Here is a 21,843-nt window from a genome sequence, read left to right as displayed (position 1 = left end):
CCGCCGTGCATGCCGCTTGGCGCAGCCCGTTCATTGCACGTCTCCCGGATAGACCAGCGTCCGTGCCGGCGCCACGCGCAGCCGCAGCGGTTCACCTTCCGCGAACTCCCCGGCCACACGCGCCCAGATCGCGCCGAACGGCGTGAGCGCGCGAATCAGCGAGTCGCGCCCGCCGTACTCGACGGTCTCGACGGTCGCGTCGAACGCGTTGTCGGCGCCTTCTTCCGCGCGCTCGACGTCGTCGGGGCGCAGCGCGACCACGACGTCCTTCGCGTCGAAGCCGGCCATCGGCACGCCCGCGAGGCGCACGCCGCCCGACGCGACGCTCACGCGATCGCCTGCCATTCCTTCGAGCGTAAACGGCAGCACGTTGCGATAGCCCATGAAGCGCGCGACATGCAGGTTGTGCGGGCGCGTGTACACATCCTTCGGCGACGCGACCTGCTGCACGACGCCCTCCTTCATCACGACGATGCGGTCGGCCATCGACAGCGCCTCGTCCTGGTCGTGCGTCACGTAGATCGTCGCGCGTTCGAGCTGCGTGTGGATGCGGCGAATCTCCGCGCGCATCTCGATGCGCAGTTTCGTGTCGAGGTTCGACAGCGGCTCGTCCATCAGCACGAGCGGCGGCTCGATCACGATCGCGCGCGCGATCGCGACGCGCTGCTGCTGCCCGCCCGACAATTGCCCGGGCAGCTTGCCTTCGTGGCCGACGAGCTGCACGAGCTCGAGGGCCTGCTGCGCGCGCCGCCGCGTTTCCTGCTTCGGCACGCCGCGCATCTTGAGGCCGAAGCCGACGTTGTCGAGCACCGACATGTGCGGAAACAGCGCGTAGTTCTGGAACACCATCCCGAAGCCGCGACGCTCGGGCGGCAGCACGTCGATGCGCGTGTCGTCGAGCCAGATGCCGCCGCGCGTGAGCGGCTGCAACCCGGCGATGCAGTTCAGCGCGGTCGATTTGCCGCAGCCCGACGGGCCGAGCAGCGCGATGAACTCGCCGCGCCGGATCTCGAGGTCGAGCCCGTTCAACGCGGCGACCTGTGCGCCTTGCGCATTGGTGAAACTGCGGCACACGCCGTCGAGCCGCAACCGTTCGAAACCGTGCTTCATTCCACGAACTCCATCGACGCGGGCGCCGCGGCGCCCGCCGGTTCAGCCATCACTTCGATTTCTGCGAACCGATCTCGCGATCCCACTTCTGGAACGCGGCGACCATTGCCTGCGCGCTGAGCGGCTGCACGTGCGGTCGATCGGCGAGCAGCTTCGCGTATTCGGGGCGACCGAACTTGCGAACGACTTCCTGGCTGTGCGCGGGCGCCATCTCGAGCGTCACGCCCTTCACCGCCGGCCCCGGATAGAAGTACCCGTCGTCGTAGGTCATCGCCTGCTGCGCCGGTTCGAGCAGGAAATTCATCAGCTTGAACAGCACGTCGAGCTTTTCCTTCGGCACGCCCTTCGGGATCACCATGTAGTGCGCGTCGTTGACCCACGTCATGTTGTCGAACGCCTGGATTCTGAATTCGGCTGGCACGATGCCGAGCGCGCGCGGGTTGAGGTCCCAGCCGGTGACGGTCACGGTCATGTCGCGCGTGCCTTCGCCGAGCTCCTTCATCACCGCCGACGTGCCGCCCGGGTAGTACGGCACGCAGTCGTTCAACTGTTTCAGGAACGCCCAGGTCTTGTCCCAGCCGTTGATCGGGTCCTGCGGATTCTTGTCGCCGAGCACGTACGGCAGCCCCATCAGGAACGTGCGGCCGGGGCCCGAGTTCGCCGGGCGCGCATAGATCAGCTTGTTCGGGTGCGCCTTGCACCAGGCGAGCAGTTGATCGGGGGTCTTCGGCGGGGCGCTCACCTTCGCGGGGTTGTATTCGAGCAGCGGGCCGGCCGGCATGTAGGTGACTTCGAGACCGAAGCCCTGCGCGAGATCCTGCATCTTTCGCGGGCCGGGCGCGTACTTGTCGAGTACGCCGGGGAAGGCGGCCGCGTTGTCGGGCAGGAGCTTCTGCCACAGGTTCTGCTCGATGCCGGCGGCCAGCGCGTCGGTGCCCGTCAGCACGAGGTCGATGTCGGAGCGCCCCGCCGCCTGCATCGCCTTGATCTTGCCCGGCAACTGCGGCGCGGGTGCGTTCGTGAACGTGACGTTCGCGACGAGATTCGGATTCTTCTCCTTGAACGCCTCGATGGCCTTCTGCGTGAGCTGCAGGTTGCCTGCGACGTCGACGATGTTCAGCGATACGGGGGCGGCAACGGCTGCGGCGGCCGACAGCGCGAAGCCCAGTGCGAGTGCGATCCGGCGGACACGGCGAGCGATCGGGGTGGTGTTCATGTCTCCTCACTTCGGTCGGTGGATGGGACCTTTCTTGTCAGGAAATCATGACGGCGTTATACGATGTCGGTCAACAAAAAACCACGGAATCCGGGGCGGGACTTTCCCTGACAAAAACCCTTCTACGATGAGGCAATCCAGCAGGCAGAATGAACGCCAAGGGCCGAAATGGAGCGCTGAACGATATGAGTTAGGACATCGTATATCGATGCGAGATCAGGCTGAAACCGGGGCGGCGACCACGCACAACCGGCATATTTCGCGGGATGGATGCCAGGCCCGACGGACGTCCGGCGCGAGTAATCGAATCTTCGTGCCCGTTGTTTATCGACGAGTAGCCATTGGCGGAGACATGGCGAGAAAATGGCCCGGCGGGTCCCGCTTTCAGCGAGACAGGGACAATTCCCAGACCGCACTGAAATACTCGGCCAGTTCCTCGTTCGTCACGCTGCCGTCGGCAACATCGACCATGAGATCTTCGAGATCGGCTAGACGAGGAATCGAGATGCCCTGTCGTTCCATATACGTCAACGCACAAGTGAGGCCGGTACGCTTGTTTGCATCATTGAACACGTGGCCCCGTGCGATTGCGACGGCATAGGTCGCCGCAATGCCGAACACGTCATCGAGCCCCGCGTAATGGACATGATTGTCGACGCGTTGCAGGGCGGCCTCGACTCCGCCCCGGCCTGCATGCGCGAAACCGCCGAGGCCGCCGAGATCGCGGATGATCTCGTCGTGGATGGTGATGACGTAGTCGAGATCCAGCAAATCAGCGATCCTTCAACGCGATTAGTACGTCCCGGTGTTCCGAAATGACTTTTCGCGCCGCGCGAAGCACATCGCCTTTCTCGGTCTCGGTCGAAGCCTTGACCTCCGTCGTGGGACGAATGATTGCGCGGGGTTTCAGTTCAACCCCGTACAGCACCTTTCTCTTGGGAGCCATGACAGATACCCACTAAAAAAACGATAACAATCAGCCGCTTACCCCGTTGTCATACGGGTGGCCATATCACCGGCAATCATAGCACCCGACGGACCGGCGAAGGAGGCCCGGGACGGGCAAACGGTATCGGTGCGTCAATCCCTCGGACCGGAGCGACCTTCGCCGAGCGCGATCGTCTCGTTGGCCAGCCGCTCCGCATCACGCCACTCGCCGTAGCGGGATGCCGGATTAAGGTGCCCGACCTCGCCGAGATGGACGAGCTGGCTACCCACCCGGCCGTCAGCGTCTCGATGCGTTCGAAGCGCGAGCGGATCGTTGCGGCTTTCGACGACGATGCTCGGGAATGGCAGACGCGCAGCCGGGCGGTACAGGCGCAGGCGTGGCCAGCCCCTGCATCGATTTCCCGGATCGGCTACAGTGGGCGCTTTCGGCGCGCACCGCCCCGCCGCCGCGCCGCGAACCGTGCGCGAGCGCGGCGGCACGGGCGGGCGCGGATCATTCACTTCGACGAGCGAACCTTCATGCCCGATCTGTCCGCCTTCCCGATCACGCACAAGTGGCCGGCCCAGCACCCCGACCGTCTCCAGCTCTACTCGCTGCCGACGCCGAACGGCGTCAAGGTGTCGATCATGCTCGAGGAAACCGGTCTGCCGTACGAGCCGCACCTCGTGCGCTTCGACACGAACGACCAGATGTCGCCCGAATTCCTGTCGCTGAATCCGAACAACAAGATCCCCGCGATCATCGATCCGAACGGCCCCGGCGGCCAGCCGCTGCCGCTGTTCGAATCGGGCGCGATCCTGATCTATCTCGCGGACAAGACGGGCCAGCTGATCCCGAAGGATCTCGCGGGCCGCTACGAGACGATCCAGTGGGTGATGTTCCAGATGGGCGGCATCGGGCCGATGTTCGGCCAGGTCGGCTTCTTCCACAAGTTCGCCGGCCGCGACTACGAGGACAAGCGCCCGCGCGACCGCTACGTCGCTGAATCGAAGCGCCTGCTCGGCGTGCTCGACGCGCATCTCGCGAACCGCCAATGGGTGATGGGCGATACCTACACGATCGCCGACATCGCGATCTTCCCGTGGGTGCGCAACCTGGTCGGTTTCTACGAAGCGGGCGATCTGGTCGGCTTCAACGAATTCCGGCACGTCAAGCGGGTGCTCGACGCGTTCGTTGCGCGGCCGGCCGTCGCGCGCGGGCTCAATATCCCGGCGCGCGATTGAGACCGGGCAGCAGCGCGGGCTCGCCGTGTGCGGCCCGCGCGCTGCTCGAGCCGGGCCCGCCGCATTGCGCGGCGGGCATTTTTTGCCCGTGCGGTGCGCCGGCGTCACGCATCCGGCGGCGCTACTTTCCGCCACGCGCGTCCGGTGCAGGATTTTCCAGCCCCGCCAGCAGCTTTCCCAGCAGTAGCGACAACTGCGCCTGTTCGGCTGCCGACAACGCGGCCAGCAGGTCGCGCTGGTTGTCGATGTGCGCGACGACCGCTTCGTCGATCAGCGCACGTCCGGCGTCGGTCAGCGCGACCAGCGTGCCGCGCCCGTCGGCCGGGTTCGGCCGGCGCTCGACCCAGCCGGCCTTCTGCAGCCGGTCGATGCGCGCGGTCATTCCGCCCGACGACATCATCAGCGCGTCGTACAGCGCGGTCGGCGTCAGCGCGAACGGCGCACCGCTACGCCGCAGCGTTGCGAGCACGTCGAATTCGCCCGGCTGCATGCCGTAGCGCGCGAACAGAGGATTGAGACGGTCGCGCGCAATCACGAGCGCGGCTTCTTGCAGCCGCCCCATCACGACCATCGATGTCGCGTCGAGATCCGGGCGCTCCGCGCGCCATTGCGCGAGCGCATGCTCGGCTCGATCCATTAACCCTCCTCGGCTTGCCAGTTATCTTGACGTCGAGATAAATAGTCATTTATCTTGATATCGAGATACTTTACCTGAAAAACGCGCGGCGCCTCGTGGGCAGCCGCGCACCGATATCGAGGGCCTTGCATTGAATCGCTTCACTTCCCCCGGATGGCGGCTCGCCGCGATCGTGCTCGTCGGGCTGAACCTGCGGCCGGCGCTCGCCGCGGTCGGCCCGTTGCTCGACATGATCCAGCGCGCGACCGGTATCGGCGACGGCGCGGCGAGCCTGCTGACGACGATACCGATCCTGCTGATGGGGTTCGGCGCGCTGAGCGCGCGGCGCCTGCAGCGCGTCGCCGGGATCGCGGGCGGCGTGTGGCTCGGCGTCGCGTTGATCGGGCTGGCTTGCGCCGCGCGCGTCGGTGCGCAGCACGCAGGGTTGCTGCTCGCGAGCGCGTGCTGCGCGGGCATCGGAATCGCGATGGTGCAGGCGCTGCTGCCCGGCTTCGTGAAGGCGCATTTCGCGACGCGCATCGGCGGTGCGATGGGCGTCTACTCGACGTCGATCATGGGCGGCGCGGTGCTCGCGAGCGTCGTCGCGCCCTTCGCGGCGGCGCGCTGGGGCTGGCTCGTCGCGCTCGCGGGCTGGGCGTTGCCGGCGGCGCTCGCCGCACTGGCCTGGCCGCTGGCGAGCCGTGGCGGCGACGCGCCGGCCGGCGCGTCGCTGTCGGTATCGAATGCGCGACCATCGCGTTCGCCGCGCGCATGGCGGCTCGCGCTGTTCTTCGGCATCGCGACGGGCGCCTACACGCTCGTGCTCGCGTGGCTGCCGCCGTACTACATGCGGCTCGGCTGGTCGCCGACCGCGGCCGGCAGCCTGCTCGGCGGCGTGACGCTCGCGGAAGTGGTCGCGGGATTGACGATTGCCGCAACGATCGACCGCCTGCCCGATCGCCGGCCCGCGCTGCATGCGGCGATCGCGTCGCTGTTCGTCGGGTTGCTGACGATGCTGGCCGCGCCCGACGCGCTCGCGTTGCCGGCCGCGCTGCTGCTCGGCGCGGGAATCGGCGCGCTGTTTCCGCTGTCGCTGATCGTCACGGTCGACCACGCGGCCACGCCCGCCGATGCCGCGTCGCTGACGGGGTTCGTGCAGGGTGTCGGCTACCTGGTCGCCGGCTTGTTTCCATTCGCGGCAGGTGTCGTGCGCCAGCATCTCGCGGACCTGACGCCCGCGTGGGTCGCGATGGCGTGCCTGTGCGTCGCGCTATTCGCGCTGGCGGCGGGGTTTGCGCCGAAGCTGGCGCGGCACGTGGCGCGGGTCTGAGCGACGCGGGCGCGGGTGCGTTCAGCCCGCGCTCGCGTACAGCGTCGAATCCGCGAACCCTTCGGCGTCGAGCACGCGACCGATCAGGATCAGCGCGGTGCGCTCGATCTGCGTGCCCTGCACCTTGCCGACGATGTCGGCCAGCGTGCCCGTCACGCGTTCCTCGTCGGGCCAGCTCGCGCGATAGATCACCGCCACCGGGCAATCGGCGCCGTAATGCGGCAGCACTTCGTCGACGATGCGCGCGAGATGGCGCACGCCGAGATGGATCGCGAGCGTCGCGCGGTGCGCGGCGAGCGAGCCGAGCGCTTCGCCTTCCGGCATCGTCGTCTTGCCCGCGAAGCGCGTGAGGATCACCGTCTGCGCGACGTCGGGCAGCGTCAGCTCGACGCCGAGCGTCGCCGCGCACGCGGCCGTGGCCGTCACGCCCGGCACGATTTCGTACGGAATCCCGAGCGCTTTCAGGCGGCGGATCTGCTCGCCGATCGCGCCGTACAGCGATGGGTCGCCCGAATGCACGCGCGCGACGTCCTGCCCTTTCGCATGCGCGGCGGCGAGCAGCGCGACGATCGCGTCGAGATCGAGGTCGGCCGTGTTGACGACCTGCTCCGCGCGATGACCGTCGAGCACGGCGGCCGGCACGAGCGAGCCCGCATACAGGATCACCGGGCACGTGCGCACGAGGCGCTGGCCCTTTACCGTGATCAGCTCCGGGTCGCCGGGGCCCGCGCCGATGAAATACACCGTCATCGAAATTTCTCCGTCAATTCGTGGGATGACCGCTGCGTCGCGTCAGGCGCGCGCGGCCGGATCGAGTGCGTCGACGAGCGCCCGGACCGAGTCGAACGCGCGGTCGGCATCGGGCACCGGCGGCCGGCGCAGCATCACGACCGGCAGCCTGCGTTCGCGTGCGACGTCGAGCTTGGCCTCCGTGGCCGCGCCGCCGCTGTTCTTGCTGACGACGACGTCGATCCCCGCCAGCGCGAACAGCGCACGCTCGCCGTCGGGCGTGAACGGCCCGCGCGCGGCGACGACCTGTGCGCGGGCGTTGCCGGGATGCGCATCGAGGCAGCGCACGAGCCAGAACTGGTGCGGCGGGATCGTGTCGAGATGCGCGAGCGGTTCGCGGCCGAGCGTGAACAGCGGACGCCTGAACGGCGCGAGCGCGGCCTCGATGCCGGCCCAGTCGTCGACCATCCGCCAGTCGTCGCCCGGTTGCGGCGTCCACGGCGCGCGGCGCAGCGCCCATAGCGGCACGCCCGCGTCGCGCGTCGCCGCCGCGGCGTTCGCGCTGATTTGCGCGGCATACGGATGCGTTGCGTCGATCACGAGGCCGATGCCGGCGTCGCGAAGATACGCGGCGAGCCCGGCTGCGCCGCCGAAACCGCCGACGCGCACGTCGCAGCGCAAGTCGTCGGGCGTCTTGCCGAGGCCGGCGAGACTATAGACATGATGCGGGCCGAGCGCGCGCGCGATTTTCAGCGCATCGCCGGTGCCGCCGAGCAGCAGGATGCGCGGGCTCATCGCGCCTCCCCGACGAAGCGGCCTTGCCGGTCGATCGCGAACATCTCGACCGCGACCGACGGCGGCACGATGTCGCGCGCCACCTGCAACGCATGTGCGCAAACGAGATCGCCGAGCGGCACGCCGTCGGCCTGCGCGAGTTTCAACGCTTCCTGGCTCGTGTTCGCGGCGCGCATCGCGGCCTGCAGCGCATCGCCCGCGCCGGCTTCGGCCGCCCACTGCGCGAGCAGCGGCAGGTCGATGCTCGAATGGCGGCTGTGCAGATCGAGATGGCCGGCCGCGAGCTTGCTCAGCTTGCCGAAGCCGCCGCACATCGACAGGCGCGCGACCGGCGCGCGCCGCAGGCGCTTGAGCACCGCGCCCGCGAAGTCGCCCATCTCGATCAACGCCATGTCGGGCAGACGGTAGTGCGCGCGCATCGCGTCCTCGCTCGCGTTGCCCGTGCAGGCGGCGATGTGCGCGATGCCGTTCGCTCGCGCGACGTCGATGCCCTGATGAATCGACGCGATATAGGCCGAGCACGAGAACGGCCGCACGATGCCGGTCGTGCCGAGGATCGACAGCCCGCCGACGATGCCCAGGCGCGGGTTCATCGTCTTCAGCGCGAGCGCCTCGCCGCCGTCGACGCCGATCGTCACGTCGAAGCCGCCCGCGTAGCCGTGTTCGGCGGCGAGCGCTTCCAGGTGCGTGGTCATCATCCGGCGCGGCACCGGGTTGATCGCCGGCTCGCCGACCGGCAGCGTCAGCCCCGCCCGCGTGACCGTGCCGACGCCCGGCCCGGCATGAAAGCGCACGCCGGGCGCCGCCGCGAGCGCGACGCGCGCGAAGATCAGCGCGCCGTGCGTGACGTCCGGATCGTCGCCGGCATCCTTGATCGTGCCGGCTTCGGCGCCGTCGGCCGTGGCGCGGCAGAATTCGAGCCGCATCATCACGCGCTGCCCCTTCGGCAGCACGATCTCGACCGCGTCGTCCGCATGGCCCGCGAGCAGCAGTCGCGCGGCCGCGAGCGACGTCGCGGTCGCGCAACTGCCGGTCGTGTAGCCGAAGCGCAGCGGCGCGGGCTGTTCGGGAGTTTCGTCGCGCATCACGCGTCCGTTGCGTTCGACGGATTCAGAGTCGTCGAGCCGGCCGCGTCGGGCTTGCGCACGTCGTACAGCGTGACCGGCAGCGGCTGTCGCCACGTGTCGAAACGGCCAAGCGGTTCGGCATGTGCGAGCGACACGCGCGTGAGCGTGCCGCCGTGCACGTCGCGCCACGCGGCGAGCGCCATCTCGCCCTGCAGCGTGACCGCGTTCGCGACCAGCCGGCCGCCCGGTTTCAGCGACGCCCAGCACGCGTCGAGCACGCCGGGTGCCGTCGCGCCGCCGCCGATGAAGACCGCGTCGGGCGCGGCAAGCCCCGCGAGCGCATCGGGCGCACGACCCGCGACGAGTTGCAGGCCCGGCACGCCGAGCGTCTCGCGGTTGTGTTCGATGAAGCGCTGCCGCTCCGCATGCGCTTCGATCGCGATCGCCTGGCACGATGGATGCGCGCGCATCCATTCGATGCCGATCGAGCCACTGCCGGCGCCGACGTCCCACAGCAGCTCGCCGGGCGCGGGGGCGAGGCGCCCGAGCGTCATCGCGCGCAGGTCGCGCTTGGTGAGCTGGCCGTCGTGGCGGTACGCGTCGTCGGGCAGGCCGGGCGTGAGCGCGCGGCGCGGCGCGTCGGGGCCCGCCCGGCAGTCGAGCGCGACGAGATTGAGCGCGGCGGTTTCGGCGACGCTCCAGTCTTGCGCGAGGCCATCGATCCGTCGCTCGAGCGGGCCGCCGAGGTGTTCGAACACGCTGACGCGCGTCGGCCCGAAACCGCGGGCGGCGAGTTCGGCCGCGACGGCGGCCGGCGTGCGGCCGTCGGCGCTCAGCACGAACAGGCGCCGGCCCGGCAGCAGATGGCGCGCCAGCGTCGCGAGCGGCCGCCCGACGAGCGAGACCGCGCCCACGTCCTGCAGCGCCCAGCCGAGGCGGGCGGCCGCGAGCGACAGCGACGACGGCGCGGGCAGCACGCGCCATTCGTCGGGAGAAAGCGCGCGGGCGAGCGTCGCGCCGACGCCGAACAGCATCGGGTCGCCGCTCGCGAGCACGCACACGGGCGCGCCGCGGCGCGCGAGCAGCCCCGACAGGTCGAACGGCGACGGCCATGCTTCGCGCGTCGCCCGCAGCCGTGCGGGCAGCATGTCGAGATGCCGCTTCGCGCCGACCACGCGCGTCGCGTCGAGCAACGCGCGCCGCGCGTGGCGTCCGAGCCCCGCGTAACCGTCGTCGCCGATGCCCACTACCGTCAGCCACGCCGTCATCCACCCTTCCCCATCGTTCGATTTCATCGTGTCGCCGCGCGGCCCCGAAAGCGCCGATGCGGCCGTCCGCATTGCGAAATACGGCATGGTACCGTGTTCCACCCCGCGTTTCATCCGGCCGCCCGCTCGCGCCCGGGCATTGCCCGCTTCGCCCGCCGCGAACGGCCAGCCGGTCGCGAATCGTGGCCGAAATCGGGTATCCTACGGCCGTTCGTTCGCCGGTGCCCTTCGGGGCCGAAGAGGGAACACAGGGCGCACCGCGCGCCGCTGTGGCTGCCCCCGCAACTGTAGACAGCGAGCCGATCCCCCCTCATGCCACTGGTTTCACCGGGAAGGCCGGGAGCCGGCGCCGACCTGTCAGCCAGGAGACCTGCCGGCCAGAAAGTGCGTGCGTGCCAGTCGGCGTCGGGCGGGGTGTACCGATGCGTTGGCCGCGGCGCCACACTGTTCCGGTATCCCGTTGAGTTCCGCTCCCGATTCGATTCCTGCGTCGTCCGTCGTGCGCCCGTCGGCCTGCCCGGGGCTCGTGCGCGTGGTCGCGGCCGCCGACGGCGGGCTGTGCCGGATCAAGCTGCCGGGCGGCCGGCTCGACGCGCGCCAGGCGCGCGCAATCGCCGCCGCCGCGCGCCTGTACGGCTCCGGCGCGATCGATGCGACCAATCGCGCGAATCTCCAGTTGCGCGGGATTCGCGACGGTGCGGCCGATGCGCTGACGCGCGCGTTGCTCGATGCGGGGCTCGGCCCGCGAGCAAGCGCCGGCAACGCCACCATCGTCAATGCGGCCGCGCTCGCGGCGAGCGACGACGTCCGCAACGTGATGCTGAGCCCGCTTGCCGGGCACGACCCCGCCGCACTCGTCGACAGCCACGCGCTCGCCGTGCCGCTGCTCGACATGCTCGCGAGCGAGCCGCGCCGCGGCGAATCGTCGCCGAAATTCTCGATCCTGCTCGACGGCGGCGAAACGGTCGCGGCGCTCGATCATCCGCACGACATCTGGCTGGCCGCGTGGCGCCGCGGCGACGGCGCGGTACGTCTCGCAGCGGGGCTGGCCGGCTGTCCGCCGGTGGCGCACGGCGATCGGCCCGCTTCGGTCGACGTGTCCGCGGACCAAGGCGTGGCACTGGTTCGCGCGCTGCTGCTCGCGTTCCTCGATCTCGCGCCGGCCGACGTCACGCGGATGCGCGCATTGCTTGCGACGTGCGACGAACGCACGCTGCTGGAGCGCGCGCAGCACTACCTGCCCTTCCCGCTCGCGGCCGATCCGGCGCTTGCCGACTGGCGGCGCACGCGTGTCGACCCTGCGTTGCGTTTCGGCGCGCGCCCGTCGCGCGACGCGGCGCGTTGCAGCGTCGGCGCGCAATTCGCGCTCGGGCGGCTCGACGCGGCGCAATTGGAGCAGCTCGCCGCACGGGCCGAAGCCGATGGCGACGGCACGCTGTCGATGACGCCGTGGCAAGGCGTGTTCGTGCACGGCGTGCCGAACGAGCGTGCGGCTGCGACGCGCGACGCACTCGCGTCGCTCGGCCTCGTGTGCGCGTCGTCCGACCCGCTGGCGATGCTCGTTGCCTGCACCGGCAGCACGGGCTGCGCGAAAGCGCGCGCCGACACGAAACGCGACGCACGCGCACTCGCCGCGCGCGTCGGCCATCCGCTCGACGTGCATCTGACCGGATGCGAGCGCCACTGCGCGCTGCCGCACCCGGCCGCCCATACGCTCGTCGCGGTGGCGCCCGCGCATTACGACCTTTACCGGCGCGACGCGGCCGCGGGCCTCGGCGCCCCGCTCGCGCGCCATCTGACGATTGATCAGGCCGCGGTCCGACTCATGGACGCGCGGCACAGCCAGGACACCACCGATGCTTGACTACATTCGCGACGGGCAGGAAATCTACCGCCAGTCGTTCGCGACGATCCGCGCCGAGGCCGACCTGTCGCGGGTCCCGCCCGATCTCGAGAAACTCGCGGTGCGCGTGATCCACGCGTGCGGGATGGTCGACGTCGTGTACGACCTGCGCTTCTCGGCCGGTGCCGGCGCGGCCGGCCGCGCCGCGCTCGCGGCCGGCGCGCCGATCCTCTGCGACGCGAGGATGGTCGCCGAAGGCATCACGCGCGCACGGCTGCCGGCGGCCAATCGCGTGATCTGCACGCTCGGCGAGCCGGAAGTGCCCGACCTCGCACGGCACCTCGGCAACACGCGTTCGGCCGCCGCGCTCGAACTGTGGCGCCCGCATCTCGCGGGCAGCGTCGTCGCGATCGGCAATGCGCCGACCGCGCTGTTCCACCTGCTCGACATGATCGACGCCGGCGCGCCGCGCCCCGCGCTGATCCTCGGTTTCCCGGTCGGCTTCATCGGCGCGGCCGAATCGAAGGCGATGCTCGATGCCGACAGCCGCGGCGTGCCGTACGTGGCGCTGCTCGGCCGGCGCGGCGGCAGCGCAATAGCCGCCGCCGCGGTCAATGCGCTGGCGACGGAGGTCGAATGACGCGCGCGCGCGGACGGCTGTTCGGTGTCGGCGTCGGCCCCGGCGATCCCGAACTGATGACGATCAAGGCGCTGCGCGTGCTGCAGGCGGCGCCCGTGGTCGCGTATTTCGTCGCGAAGGGCAAGAAAGGCAACGCGTACGGCATCGTCGAAACGCACCTGCTCGACGGGCAGACGCAATTGCCGCTCGTCTATCCGGTGACGACCGAGGCGCTGCCGCCGCCGCTGTGTTACGAGACGGTGATCGCCGATTTCTACGACACCGCGGCCGGGATCGTCGCGGCGCATCTCGATGCAGCCCGCGACGTCGCGGTGATTTGCGAAGGCGACCCGTTCTTCTACGGCTCGTACATGTACCTGCACGACCGTCTCGCGCCGCGTTACGACACCGAGGTGATCCCCGGCGTGTGCGCGATGCTCGGCGGCACGGCCGTGCTCGGCCAGCCGCTCGTCTATCGCAACCAGAGCCTGTCGGTGCTGTCGGGCGTGCTGCCCGAGCACGAGCTGCGCGAGCGGCTCGCGCGCGCCGATGCGGCGGTCGTGATGAAGCTCGGCCGCAACTTCGACAAGGTGCGGCGCGTGCTCGACGAACTCGGGCTCGCGAAGCGCGCGCTGTACGTCGAGCGTGCGACGATGGCAAACCAGCGCATCGTGCCGCTCGACGAGGTCGATCCGATGGCGTCGCCGTATTTCTCGCTGCTCGTCGTGCCGGGGGAAAAATGGCAAGGATGACGACACCGCCCGCGATCGTGATTCTCGGCGCGAGCGCGCTCGATACCGCGCGACGTATCCAGGCGCGCTACCCGGGTGCCCGTGTGCACGGGCTCGCGTCGCGCGTCGACGCGGACGTGCCGTTCGACGAACTCGGCGCGCACCTGCGCGAACTGTATGCGCGCGGCTTGCCGATCGTCGCGCTGTGCGCGGCCGGCATCGTGATCCGCTGCCTCGCGCCCGCACTCGCCGACAAGGGCGTCGAGCCGCCGGTACTCGCGGTCGCGGAGGACGGTTCGGCCGTCGTGCCGCTGCTCGGCGGGCTGACGGGCGTCAATGCGATCGCGCGCGAAATTGCCGAATGCGTCGGCGTCGCGCCCGCGATCACGACGAGCGGCGAACTGCGCTTCGGCGCGTGCGTGCTCAATCCGCCGGAAGGCTATGCGCTCGCCGATCTCGCGCAGGGCAAGCGCTTCGTGTCCGACCTGCTCGCGGGCGCGTCGACGCGCATCGACGGCGCCGCGCCGTGGCTCGACGCGGTCGCGCTGCCGCGCGATGTCGCGGCCGCACACGCGATTCGCGTGACGCCCGATGCGTGGCGCGGCGCGCGCGACGAACTCGTGATTCATCCGCGCAGCGTGGTGGTCGGCGTCGCCGCGGAGGCCGTGCATGCGGAACACGCGCTGGCCGAGCGCATCGCAGCTGCGCTCGATACGCAGGGTCTCGCCCGGCTGGCGCTCGCGGCCATCGTCGCGCCGGCGTCGGCGATCGGCGAACCCGCGCTGGAAGAAGCGGCGAGCACGCTCGACGTGCCGCTGCGTTTCGTCGATGGCGATAGCGACCGCGACATGCCCGCCGACGCCGCCACGCTGCTCGCCCGCGCATTGCGCGTCGCCCACACGATGCGTGCGGCATCGCACGGCCTCGCGTGCGCGGTCGCCTCGCATCCGATCGATCCCGCGACGCTCGGCCGCGCACGCGGCCGCCTGACGGTGCTCGGTCTCGGCCCGGGCGGCGCCGCATGGCTCACGCCGGCCGCACGCGCGGCGCTCGCGGACGCGACCGACATCCTCGGCTATACGACCTACGTGAACATGGCCGGCCCGTTCCGGGCGGACCAGCGCGTGCACGGCACCGACAATCGCGAGGAAATGCAGCGCGCGCGCCATGCGTTCGAACTGGCGGCCGAGGGCCGCCGTGTCGCGGTCGTATCGTCGGGCGACCCCGGCGTATTCGCGATGGCCGCGGCCGTGCTCGAAGCGCTCGACGAAGCGCGCGACCCGCAATGGGCCGCGGTCGACCTGCGCGTGGAGCCCGGCATCTCGGCGTCGCTCGCGACGGCCGCGCAGGCCGGCGCGCCGCTCGGTCACGACTTCTGCGCGATCTCGCTGTCGGACAACCTGAAGCCGTGGGACGTGATCGAGACGCGCCTGCGGCATGCGGCGCAAGCCGATCTCGTGATGGCGTTCTACAACCCGATTTCGCGCGCGCGGCCGTGGCAACTCGACCGGGCGCTCGATATCGTGCGCGCGTATCGCACGGCCGACACGGTGGTCGTGCTCGGCCGCGACATCGGCCGGCCGGGCGCGACGCTGTCGACGACGACCCTCGGCGCGCTACGCGGCGACCAGGTCGACATGCGCACGATGGTGATCGTCGGCTCGTCGACGACGCGGCGCTTCGCGATCGGCAACACGCGCGAATGGGTCTATACGCCGCGCTGGTATCGCTGACGGCCGCTGCGCCCGGCCGGCGCGCATACCGCATCCGGCGGCGCTCGCGTGAATGCGCATGCGCGCGAGCCGGTAATCGGCATGCCGGCGCGTCGCCGGTTCGCTGGAAGCGGTCCATGCGCATCGCGTCGCGCGATCGGTCGGAAAAAATGCCCGCCCTGCGTTTCGAAATGCGATCGAATCGGCAAGTTCGTTACGTATCGGGAATCGAATAACAAAAAGAAGAACACCTAAATTCCCTATTCGACGCGAATCCTCCAAGATAGGCACGCCGCCGGCGGGGCACGTGCCTGCCCCGTCGGCGGCGATACGCAGGCCAGCGTATCCCTCTTCCACTTGGAGAACACAGAATGAACAACAATGCGTTGCCGCGTTTCGTTCCGCGTGCGTTTGCCGCGGGTTGTCTGCTCGCGATGGCGAGCGTGTCGCACGGTGCCGGCGTCTATGCGCCCTATGTCGACGTGACGCTTTATCCGACACCGCTGATCGACCAGATCGGCGTGCGCCAGGGCATCCAGCAGTTCACGCTCGCGTTCGTGGTCGCGGGCAACGGCTGCGTGCCGTCGTGGGGCGGCGTGCAGCCGATCGGCAACGGCGCGAGCGGCGGCCTGCTGACTGCACTGTCCACGTCGATCGCGAGCTACCGCGCGAAAGGCGGCGAAGTCGCCGTGTCGTTCGGCGGTGCGAACGGCACGCCGCTGATGCAGGCGTGCTCGACGGTCCCCGCGCTGAAAGCCGCGTACCAGACGGTGATCGACACGTACGGCCTCACTCATGTCGACTTCGACATCGAGGGCGGGTCGCAGCAGGACACGGCGGCGATCGCGCGCAACTTCCAGGCCGTCGCGCAACTGCAGGCCGACTACGCGGCGAAGGGCAAGCCGCTGCATGTGACGCTGACGCTGCCGACGATGCCGACCGGGCTCACGCAGGACGGCGTGAACGTCGTCAACGCGGCCATCGCGAACAAGACCGCGTTCGACGCGGTCAACGTGATGGCGATGGATTACGGCCCGGCGAACATCGACATGGGCGCCGCGGCGATCAGCGCCGCGCAGGCGCTCTACTCGCAGCTCGACACGGCGTTCAAGTCGGCCGGCCAGCCGAAGACGAATGCGCAGCTGTGGCAGATGGTCGGCGTCACGCCGATGATCGGCGTCAACGACGTGCAGGGCGAGACGTTCACGCTCGCGAATGCGCAGACCGTGCTGAACGCGGCAGTCGCGAACGGCTACGGCTTCTTCGGCAACTGGTCGGTCGGCCGCGACCAGGCGTGCCCGTCGGGCGGCACGTATGCGTCGCCGACCTGCTCGGGCGTCGCGCAGCAGCCGTACGCGTTCGCGACGATCTTCAAGAAGCTCGACGGCAAGTGGGGCGCGGGCGTCACGCAGGACCCGAACTACGGCGGCGGCACGAATGGCGGCACGCCGCAGCCGGGCGCACCGTGGGCGGCCGGCCAGGTCTATACGGCCGGCGCGACGGTCACCTACCAGGGCACGACGTATCAGGCGCAGTGGTGGACGCAGGGCGACGTGCCCGGGCAGGCGGCCGTGTGGAAGCCGGTCGGCGGCGGCACGCCCGCGTGGTCGGCGACGACCGCCTACCAGGGCGGCACGTGCGTGACGTACCAGGGCGCGAAGTATTGCGCGAAATGGTGGACGCAGGGCGACAACCCGAGCGCGGGCGGCGTGTGGGTGAAGTCCTGACGTTGCGACGGGCCGGCGCGTGACGTGCGGCGGGCCGTTTTCGGCGTGGCTGACCGCACGCCGGCAACGGCCCGCTGCCGGCGCCGTCGGGTGCCGCCGCCCTACCCGCGTGCATGCTCGGCCAGCAGCCGCGCCTTCGCGTCGACGAGCAGCGCCGCATGCGCGTCGCGATGCTGGCGAATCCGCTCGGTCGGCCCGACGACCGACAGCCCGTACCAGTCGCCGTCGAGCATCAGCGCGACCGCGATCGCCGACAGTTCGGGCGCGCTCTCGCCGAAGTTCTCCGCCCAGCCGAGCTCGCGAAACCGCGCGGTCTGCGCGACGAGCGCCGGCAGGTCGGCCACCGTCGCGTCGGTGAAGCGTTCGAACGGCAGTTGCGCGCCGAGCGCCTGCTGCACGTCGCTCGCGAGTTCCGCGAAGATCGCCTTGCCGATCGAGTTCGCGTGCAGCGGGCGCAGCTCGCCCGGCTGGCGCGTATAACGGATCGCCTGCTCGGATTCGACGACGTCGAGGTAGGTGACCGACACGCCCTGGATCTTGCCGAGCACGGCGGTTTCGCGGGTCGCGTCGCGCAGCGCGACGAGGTGCGGATGCACGATGTCGACGACCGGGTCGGTCGCGTCGATCGCGGCGGCGACCGTCTGCAGGCGTCGCGTCGGATAGTAGCCGCCGCGCTTGCGCACTTCGTACAGATAGCCGCGGCTCACGAGCGTGCGCGCCATCGCGAGACAGCTCGACGCCGGCACATTGAGCAGGCGCGCGAGTTCGGTCAGCGGCAGCGGCCGCCGTTCGGCGGCGAACAGCTCGAACAGGTCGAGCGTGCGGGCAACGAGTTTGACGTCCATGGCGAGCGCTTGATTCGGAACGGGAAACCGCGCGCCGGGCGAGCCGCCGGGTCGGTACGGTCAGTACGACTTCGGCAGCCCGAGCACCTTCTCCGCGATGTAGCACAGGATCAGTTGAGGGCTCACGGGCGCGAGCCTCGGAATCATACACTCGCGCAGGTAGCGCTCGACATGGTATTCCTTCGCATACCCCATCCCGCCGTGCGTCGCGATCGCCGTCTGGCAGGCCTGGAACGCGGCTTCCGCGCCGAGGTATTTCGCCGCGTTCGCCTCCGCGCCGCACGACTGGCCCGCGTCGTAGCGCGTCGCGGCCTTCATCACCATCAGCCATGCGGCCTCGAGCTGCATCCACGCCTGCGCGAGCGGATGCTGGATCGACTGGTTCTGCCCGATCGGCCGGCCGAACACGACGCGCTCGCACGCATACTGCGTCGCGCGGCGCAGCGCGGCCTGCCCGAGCCCGATCGCCTCGGCGGCGATCAGGATCCGTTCGGGGTTCAGGCCGTGCAGCAGATAGCGGAAGCCGTCGCCTTCGTTGCCGATCAGGTCGTCGCGCGACACGCGCAGGTTGTCGATGAACAGCATGTTCGAATCGACCGCCTTGCGGCCCATCTTCTCGATTTCGCGCACTTCGACGCGCGAACGGTCGAGGTCGGTATAGAACAGGCTCAGCCCGTCGGTCGGCTTCGCGACCTGGTCGAGCGGCGTCGTGCGCGCGATGATCAGCATCTTGTTCGCCACCTGCGCGGTCGAGATCCAGATCTTGCGTCCGCTCAGCACGTAGTGATCGCCGTCGCGGCGCGCCTGCGTGCTCAGGTGCGTGGTGTCGAGGCCCGCGTCGGGCTCGGTCACCGCGAAGCACGCCTTGTCGCGCCCGGCGATCAGCGGCGGCAGGAAGCGCGCCTTCTGCGCATCGTTGCCGAACACCTGCACCGGGTTCAGCCCGAAGATGTTCATGTGGACGGCCGACGCGCCGGACAGGCCGGCGCCCGATGCGCTGATCGTGCGCATCATCAGCGCTGCCTCGGTCATCCCGAGCCCGGCGCCGCCGTAGGCGGGATCCATCGCGATGCCGAGCCAGCCGGCGTCGGCGAGCGCCGCATGGAAATCGGCCGGAAACCCGCCCGCGCGATCGCGTTCGAGCCAGTAGTCGTCGCCGAAGCGCTCGCAGATTTTCTCGATCGCGCTTTCGATCGCGCGCTGGTCGTCGGTCAGGTCGAACTGCATGGTTTGCTCTCCAGGAAAACGTGAACGGCCGCGTCGCTTTCGCGACGACACCGGGCCGCCCCGGCCGCCGCGCCGACGAGAAACGCCTTCGGGCGGCCGGCACGCGGCGTCGGGGCAACGCGCACGGTCATAACGGAAACACGCCCGTCGCGACCGCGGCGAATACCATCAGCACGGTGGCGGCGAACAGGAACGGAATCGTGAATTTCTGGTGCTCGGCGAGCTCGACGCCGGTCAGGCCGACGATCAGGAACGTCGCGGGCGTAAGCGGGCTCACCGGAAAGCCCGTCGTCATCTGGCCGAGCAACGCAGCTTGCGCCATCTGGATCGGCGGCACGCCGAGCAGCTTGCCGCTTTCCGCGAGCACGGGCAGCACGCCGAAGTAGAACGAATCGGGATCGAACAGCAGGCTGAGCGGCATCGACAGCAGCCCGAGCACGAACGGCATGTGGCGCGCATGCTCGATGGGCACGTGCGCGACGACGACCTCGGCCATCGCCTTCAGCATCCCGGTGCCGGACATGATCCCCGTGAACGCACCGGCCGCGAGCAGCACGCTCGCCATCATCAGCGCGGCTTTCGCATGCGCGTCGATCCGCTCGCGCTGCGCCTGGACGTCCGGGTAATTGATCACGAGCGCGGCGACCGTGCCGAGCATGAACATCACCATCGGGTCGACGATGCCAGACACGAGCGTGACGAGCACGACGAGCGTCAACGCGACGTTGATCCCGAATCGCCCCGGCCGGCGCAACGCGCGTTCGGCGTCGGTCAGCTCGCGCGGCGCGATCGCGAGCGACGCCGCGCCGGCGCGGTCGAGCCCGAGCCGTTTCGCCTCGCGTACGCCGAGCACCCAGGCGGTGCCGAACACGAACGCGAGCCCCACGATCTGCACCGGAATCATCGGCGTGAAAATCGCCGAGCCGGGAATGTGCAGCGCCGCCGACGCGCGCAGCATCGGCCCGACCCACGGCAGGAAGTTGACGCCGGCCGCCATCGACGCGACGCACGCGAGGATGCGGCGATCCATCCCGAGCCGCGTATAGAGCGGCATCATCGCGGGCAGCGTGACGAGAAACGTGACCGCGCCGGAGCCGTCGAGATGGATCAGCAGCGCGAGCAGCGCCGAGCCCATCACGATGCGCGGCGGATGGCAGCCGATCACGCGCAGCACGCCGGCGATGATCGGGTCTAGCATCCCCGCATCGGTAAGGATGCCGAAAAAAAGAATCGCAAAAACGAACATCCCGGCGATCGGGCCGATGTTCTGTACGCCGTGCACGACGAACTTGCCGGTCTGCAGCCCGAAACCTGCCGCGAGCGACGCGGCCACCGGCACGACGATCAGCGCGACGAGCGGCGACAGCCGCTTCGTGATGATCAGGCCGAACAGCGCGACGATGGCGACCGCGCCGATCCATGCGAGCATGATGCGTCTCCTCTTCTGCCGGTGCGCATGTCGGTGCATGTCGACGCGCGGGCCGGCGTGATGTCCGAATGACGGTGCGCGCGGCGCGCGGCCGTGCGCCGCGGTACCGCACGGCTGGCGGCCGCGATGCCGGTCAGCGCCGGCGGTCGTCGGCGTTGCCGTTGTCGTTGCCTTCGTCGTCCGCAAAAACCTGCGCCGCATGTTCGTTCAGCGCGGGCGGCGGACGCCGGTACGTGGCCGGCGTGCGGCCGAGCTTGATCGGCGACGCGATGCCGCGATGCCGGCCCAGCTCGATCTTCATCCGTCGATGCGCGACATGCGGGTGGTCGAGCGCCGCATCGAGCCCGAGCACGGGCGCGCACGGCACGCCGCGACGCATCAGTTGCTCGGCGAGCGCGGCGCCGTCGTGCGCGGCCAGCGCCGTTTCGAGCAGCGTGCGCAGCGCGGTGCGATGCTGACTGCGCGCGCGGTTGTCCGCGAAGCGCGGATCGTCGAGCCAGTCGCGCGTGCCGAGCACGTCGCACAGCGCGGCGAACTGCCCGTTGTTGCCGACCGCCAGGAAGATCTCGACGCCCGCCGTCGGAAAGCTGTCGTACGGCGTGATGTTCGGATGCGCGTTGCCGGTGCGCACGGGCGCCTTGCCGGAATGGAAGAAGTTCGGCGTATGCGGATGAAGGATCGACAGCGCGCAGTCGAACAGCGTCGATTCGACGAACTGGCCGCGGCCGCTGGCGTCGCGCTCGCGCAGCGCCATCAGCACGCCGAGCGCCGCGTTCAGCCCCGTGACGAGATCGACGATCGGAACGCCGACGCGCAGCGGCGCGCCGCCGGCTTCGCCGTTGACGCTCATCAGCCCCGCGAGCGCCTGCACGGCCGCGTCGTAGCCCGGCAGCCCGCCCAGCGGGCCGTCCGCGCCGAAACCCGACACGCGGCAATGGACGAGGCGCGGAAACCGCGCATGCAGGGCGTCGAATCCGAGCCCCCAGCGCTCCATCGTGCCGATCTTGAAGTTCTCGACCAGCGCGTCCGCATGTTCGAGCAGCCCGAGCAGCCGCTCGCGATCGGCCGGCTGCGTCAGGTCGAGCGCGATACCGAGCTTGTTGCGATTCACGCCGAGAAAGTACGACGCGGTGTCGCCGTCGAACGGCGGGCCCCACGTGCGCGTTTCGTCGCCGGACGGCGGTTCGACCTTGATCACCTCCGCGCCATGATCGGCCAGGATCTGGGTCGCGTACGGACCGCCCAGCACCCGCGACAGATCGATGATGCGCAATCCCGCCAGCGCGCCCTGCTGCTCGTGTTCCGCCATGCGTCTCGCTCCTGGTTCCGGTTATCGGACTGCCGGTTCCGGCGGCCCGGCGCGTGCAGCGCGGTTGCTCCGGATTCGACGAATAATTCTTGTATGTG

At 69.8% G+C, this 21,843-nt stretch carries 20 protein-coding genes and 1 riboswitch; of the genes, 7 read left to right on the top strand and 13 right to left on the bottom strand.

Going from position 1 to position 21,843, the window contains the following annotated elements; translation table 11 throughout:
- Positions 1-30: 30 nt before the first annotated feature.
- The 4 genes from WT97_RS00700 to WT97_RS35160 form a co-directional block, all read right to left on the bottom strand.
- Entirely contained in the window at positions 31-1,110 is a 1,080-nt protein-coding gene (locus WT97_RS00700; protein ID WP_059789918.1) for an ABC transporter ATP-binding protein, read from the bottom strand.
- 49 nt (positions 1,111-1,159) lie between these two features.
- Entirely contained in the window at positions 1,160-2,326 is a 1,167-nt protein-coding gene (locus tag WT97_RS00695; RefSeq protein ID WP_060035485.1) for an ABC transporter substrate-binding protein, read from the bottom strand.
- Between the two features lie 384 nt (positions 2,327-2,710).
- Complete coding sequence (locus WT97_RS00690) at positions 2,711-3,097, bottom strand: type II toxin-antitoxin system death-on-curing family toxin (RefSeq protein ID WP_059498911.1); 387 nt, start codon at positions 3,095-3,097, stop codon at positions 2,711-2,713.
- A gap of 309 nt (positions 3,098-3,406) precedes the next feature.
- Complete coding sequence (locus WT97_RS35160; protein ID WP_373558469.1) at positions 3,407-3,775, bottom strand: alpha/beta hydrolase; 369 nt, start codon at positions 3,773-3,775, stop codon at positions 3,407-3,409.
- 18 nt (positions 3,776-3,793) lie between these two features.
- On the opposite strand from WT97_RS35160, the gene WT97_RS00685 reads away from it, so the two are divergent.
- Complete coding sequence (locus WT97_RS00685) at positions 3,794-4,498, top strand: glutathione S-transferase N-terminal domain-containing protein (protein WP_060352616.1); 705 nt, start codon at positions 3,794-3,796, stop codon at positions 4,496-4,498.
- 121 nt (positions 4,499-4,619) lie between these two features.
- Here WT97_RS00685 and WT97_RS00680 read toward each other — a convergent pair whose 3' ends face one another.
- Positions 4,620-5,135 (bottom strand): MarR family winged helix-turn-helix transcriptional regulator, encoded by a 516-nt coding sequence (locus tag WT97_RS00680; protein ID WP_060352615.1) that lies wholly within the window; start codon positions 5,133-5,135, stop codon positions 4,620-4,622.
- 130 nt (positions 5,136-5,265) lie between these two features.
- On the opposite strand from WT97_RS00680, the gene WT97_RS00675 reads away from it, so the two are divergent.
- On the top strand, positions 5,266-6,444 hold the full coding sequence (locus tag WT97_RS00675) for an MFS transporter (protein ID WP_060352614.1): 1,179 nt from the start codon (positions 5,266-5,268) through the stop codon (positions 6,442-6,444).
- Positions 6,445-6,465: 21 nt separating this feature from the next.
- On the opposite strand, the gene cobM is transcribed toward WT97_RS00675, so the two are convergent.
- Genes cobM through WT97_RS00655 form a run of 4 tightly spaced genes read right to left on the bottom strand, consistent with a single transcriptional unit; the run spans position 6,466 to position 10,303 of the window.
- Positions 6,466-7,194: a precorrin-4 C(11)-methyltransferase gene (gene cobM / locus WT97_RS00670; RefSeq protein WP_059498915.1), complete on the bottom strand. Its 729-nt coding sequence runs from the start codon at positions 7,192-7,194 to the stop codon at positions 6,466-6,468.
- A 42-nt stretch (positions 7,195-7,236) separates the two neighbouring features.
- Positions 7,237-7,968 carry a cobalt-precorrin-6A reductase gene (locus WT97_RS00665; protein ID WP_060352613.1) on the bottom strand — a complete coding sequence of 244 codons (732 nt, stop codon included), beginning with the start codon at positions 7,966-7,968 and terminating at the stop codon, positions 7,237-7,239.
- Positions 7,965-9,053 carry a cobalt-precorrin-5B (C(1))-methyltransferase gene (locus WT97_RS00660; RefSeq protein WP_060352612.1) on the bottom strand — a complete coding sequence of 363 codons (1,089 nt, stop codon included), beginning with the start codon at positions 9,051-9,053 and terminating at the stop codon, positions 7,965-7,967. The genes WT97_RS00665 and WT97_RS00660 overlap by 4 nt, the downstream gene beginning before the upstream one ends.
- Positions 9,053-10,303, bottom strand: coding sequence for a bifunctional cobalt-precorrin-7 (C(5))-methyltransferase/cobalt-precorrin-6B (C(15))-methyltransferase (locus tag WT97_RS00655; protein ID WP_060352629.1), 1,251 nt, complete (start codon positions 10,301-10,303; stop codon positions 9,053-9,055). The genes WT97_RS00660 and WT97_RS00655 overlap by 1 nt, the downstream gene beginning before the upstream one ends.
- Before the next feature lie 202 nt (positions 10,304-10,505).
- A riboswitch (cobalamin riboswitch) is annotated at positions 10,506-10,696 on the top strand.
- Positions 10,697-10,802: 106 nt separating this feature from the next.
- Between WT97_RS00655 and cobG the strand changes: the two genes are divergently transcribed.
- The 5 genes from cobG to WT97_RS00630 all read left to right on the top strand — a co-directional run bounded on the left by cobG (position 10,803) and on the right by WT97_RS00630 (position 16,935).
- Positions 10,803-12,167 carry a precorrin-3B synthase gene (cobG, locus tag WT97_RS00650; protein WP_306639464.1) on the top strand — a complete coding sequence of 455 codons (1,365 nt, stop codon included), beginning with the start codon at positions 10,803-10,805 and terminating at the stop codon, positions 12,165-12,167.
- Positions 12,160-12,786, top strand: coding sequence for a precorrin-8X methylmutase (locus tag WT97_RS00645; RefSeq protein ID WP_060035498.1), 627 nt, complete (start codon positions 12,160-12,162; stop codon positions 12,784-12,786). The genes cobG and WT97_RS00645 overlap by 8 nt, the downstream gene beginning before the upstream one ends.
- Positions 12,783-13,517, top strand: coding sequence for a precorrin-2 C(20)-methyltransferase (locus tag WT97_RS00640; protein WP_060352610.1), 735 nt, complete (start codon positions 12,783-12,785; stop codon positions 13,515-13,517). The genes WT97_RS00645 and WT97_RS00640 overlap by 4 nt, the downstream gene beginning before the upstream one ends.
- Positions 13,514-15,229: a precorrin-3B C(17)-methyltransferase gene (cobJ, locus tag WT97_RS00635; protein ID WP_060352609.1), complete on the top strand. Its 1,716-nt coding sequence runs from the start codon at positions 13,514-13,516 to the stop codon at positions 15,227-15,229. Before WT97_RS00640 ends, cobJ begins: the two co-directional genes overlap by 4 nt.
- Before the next feature lie 350 nt (positions 15,230-15,579).
- The gene (locus WT97_RS00630) at positions 15,580-16,935 is read left to right on the top strand and encodes a chitinase (protein ID WP_060352608.1); all 1,356 of its coding nucleotides are present in this window, start codon (positions 15,580-15,582) and stop codon (positions 16,933-16,935) included.
- 101 nt (positions 16,936-17,036) lie between these two features.
- Here WT97_RS00630 and WT97_RS00625 read toward each other — a convergent pair whose 3' ends face one another.
- From WT97_RS00625 to WT97_RS00610, 4 genes are all read right to left on the bottom strand, one after another.
- Positions 17,037-17,780, bottom strand: a complete 744-nt coding sequence (locus WT97_RS00625; RefSeq protein WP_059789892.1) for an IclR family transcriptional regulator — start codon at positions 17,778-17,780, stop codon at positions 17,037-17,039.
- A 60-nt stretch (positions 17,781-17,840) separates the two neighbouring features.
- Complete coding sequence (locus tag WT97_RS00620; RefSeq protein WP_059498922.1) at positions 17,841-19,007, bottom strand: acyl-CoA dehydrogenase family protein; 1,167 nt, start codon at positions 19,005-19,007, stop codon at positions 17,841-17,843.
- A gap of 127 nt (positions 19,008-19,134) precedes the next feature.
- Positions 19,135-20,436, bottom strand: a complete 1,302-nt coding sequence (locus WT97_RS00615; RefSeq protein ID WP_060035507.1) for a CitMHS family transporter — start codon at positions 20,434-20,436, stop codon at positions 19,135-19,137.
- A 133-nt stretch (positions 20,437-20,569) separates the two neighbouring features.
- Positions 20,570-21,745, bottom strand: coding sequence for a CaiB/BaiF CoA-transferase family protein (locus WT97_RS00610; RefSeq protein ID WP_060352607.1), 1,176 nt, complete (start codon positions 21,743-21,745; stop codon positions 20,570-20,572).
- Positions 21,746-21,843 lie beyond the last annotated feature (98 nt).

Origin of the sequence: Burkholderia sp. MSMB1459WGS, assembly GCF_001534535.1 — a bacterium.
GTDB lineage: Bacteria > Pseudomonadota > Gammaproteobacteria > Burkholderiales > Burkholderiaceae > Burkholderia.
Note: the sequence above shows the minus strand (reverse complement) of the source record. Positions and strands in the feature narration are given on the sequence as shown.

Bases quoted from the DNA above. Each gene is read 5' to 3' on its own strand.
- WT97_RS00630 (WP_060352608.1), top strand. From the start codon at position 15,580: ATGAACAACAATGCGTTGCCGCGTTTCGTTCCGCGTGCGTTTGCCGCG.
- WT97_RS00615 (WP_060035507.1), bottom strand. From the start codon at position 20,436: ATGCTCGCATGGATCGGCGCGGTCGCCATCGTCGCGCTGTTCGGCCTG.
- WT97_RS00625 (WP_059789892.1), bottom strand. From the start codon at position 17,780: ATGGACGTCAAACTCGTTGCCCGCACGCTCGACCTGTTCGAGCTGTTC.
- WT97_RS00680 (WP_060352615.1), bottom strand. From the start codon at position 5,135: ATGGATCGAGCCGAGCATGCGCTCGCGCAATGGCGCGCGGAGCGCCCG.
- WT97_RS00610 (WP_060352607.1), bottom strand. From the start codon at position 21,745: ATGGCGGAACACGAGCAGCAGGGCGCGCTGGCGGGATTGCGCATCATC.
- WT97_RS00695 (WP_060035485.1), bottom strand. From the start codon at position 2,326: ATGAACACCACCCCGATCGCTCGCCGTGTCCGCCGGATCGCACTCGCA.
- WT97_RS00655 (WP_060352629.1), bottom strand. From the start codon at position 10,303: ATGACGGCGTGGCTGACGGTAGTGGGCATCGGCGACGACGGTTACGCG.
- WT97_RS00685 (WP_060352616.1), top strand. From the start codon at position 3,794: ATGCCCGATCTGTCCGCCTTCCCGATCACGCACAAGTGGCCGGCCCAG.
- WT97_RS00660 (WP_060352612.1), bottom strand. From the start codon at position 9,053: ATGCGCGACGAAACTCCCGAACAGCCCGCGCCGCTGCGCTTCGGCTAC.
- WT97_RS00620 (WP_059498922.1), bottom strand. From the start codon at position 19,007: ATGCAGTTCGACCTGACCGACGACCAGCGCGCGATCGAAAGCGCGATC.
- WT97_RS00700 (WP_059789918.1), bottom strand. From the start codon at position 1,110: ATGAAGCACGGTTTCGAACGGTTGCGGCTCGACGGCGTGTGCCGCAGT.
- cobJ (WP_060352609.1), top strand. From the start codon at position 13,514: ATGACGACACCGCCCGCGATCGTGATTCTCGGCGCGAGCGCGCTCGAT.
- WT97_RS00665 (WP_060352613.1), bottom strand. From the start codon at position 7,968: ATGAGCCCGCGCATCCTGCTGCTCGGCGGCACCGGCGATGCGCTGAAA.
- WT97_RS00645 (WP_060035498.1), top strand. From the start codon at position 12,160: ATGCTTGACTACATTCGCGACGGGCAGGAAATCTACCGCCAGTCGTTC.
- cobM (WP_059498915.1), bottom strand. From the start codon at position 7,194: ATGACGGTGTATTTCATCGGCGCGGGCCCCGGCGACCCGGAGCTGATC.
- WT97_RS00640 (WP_060352610.1), top strand. From the start codon at position 12,783: ATGACGCGCGCGCGCGGACGGCTGTTCGGTGTCGGCGTCGGCCCCGGC.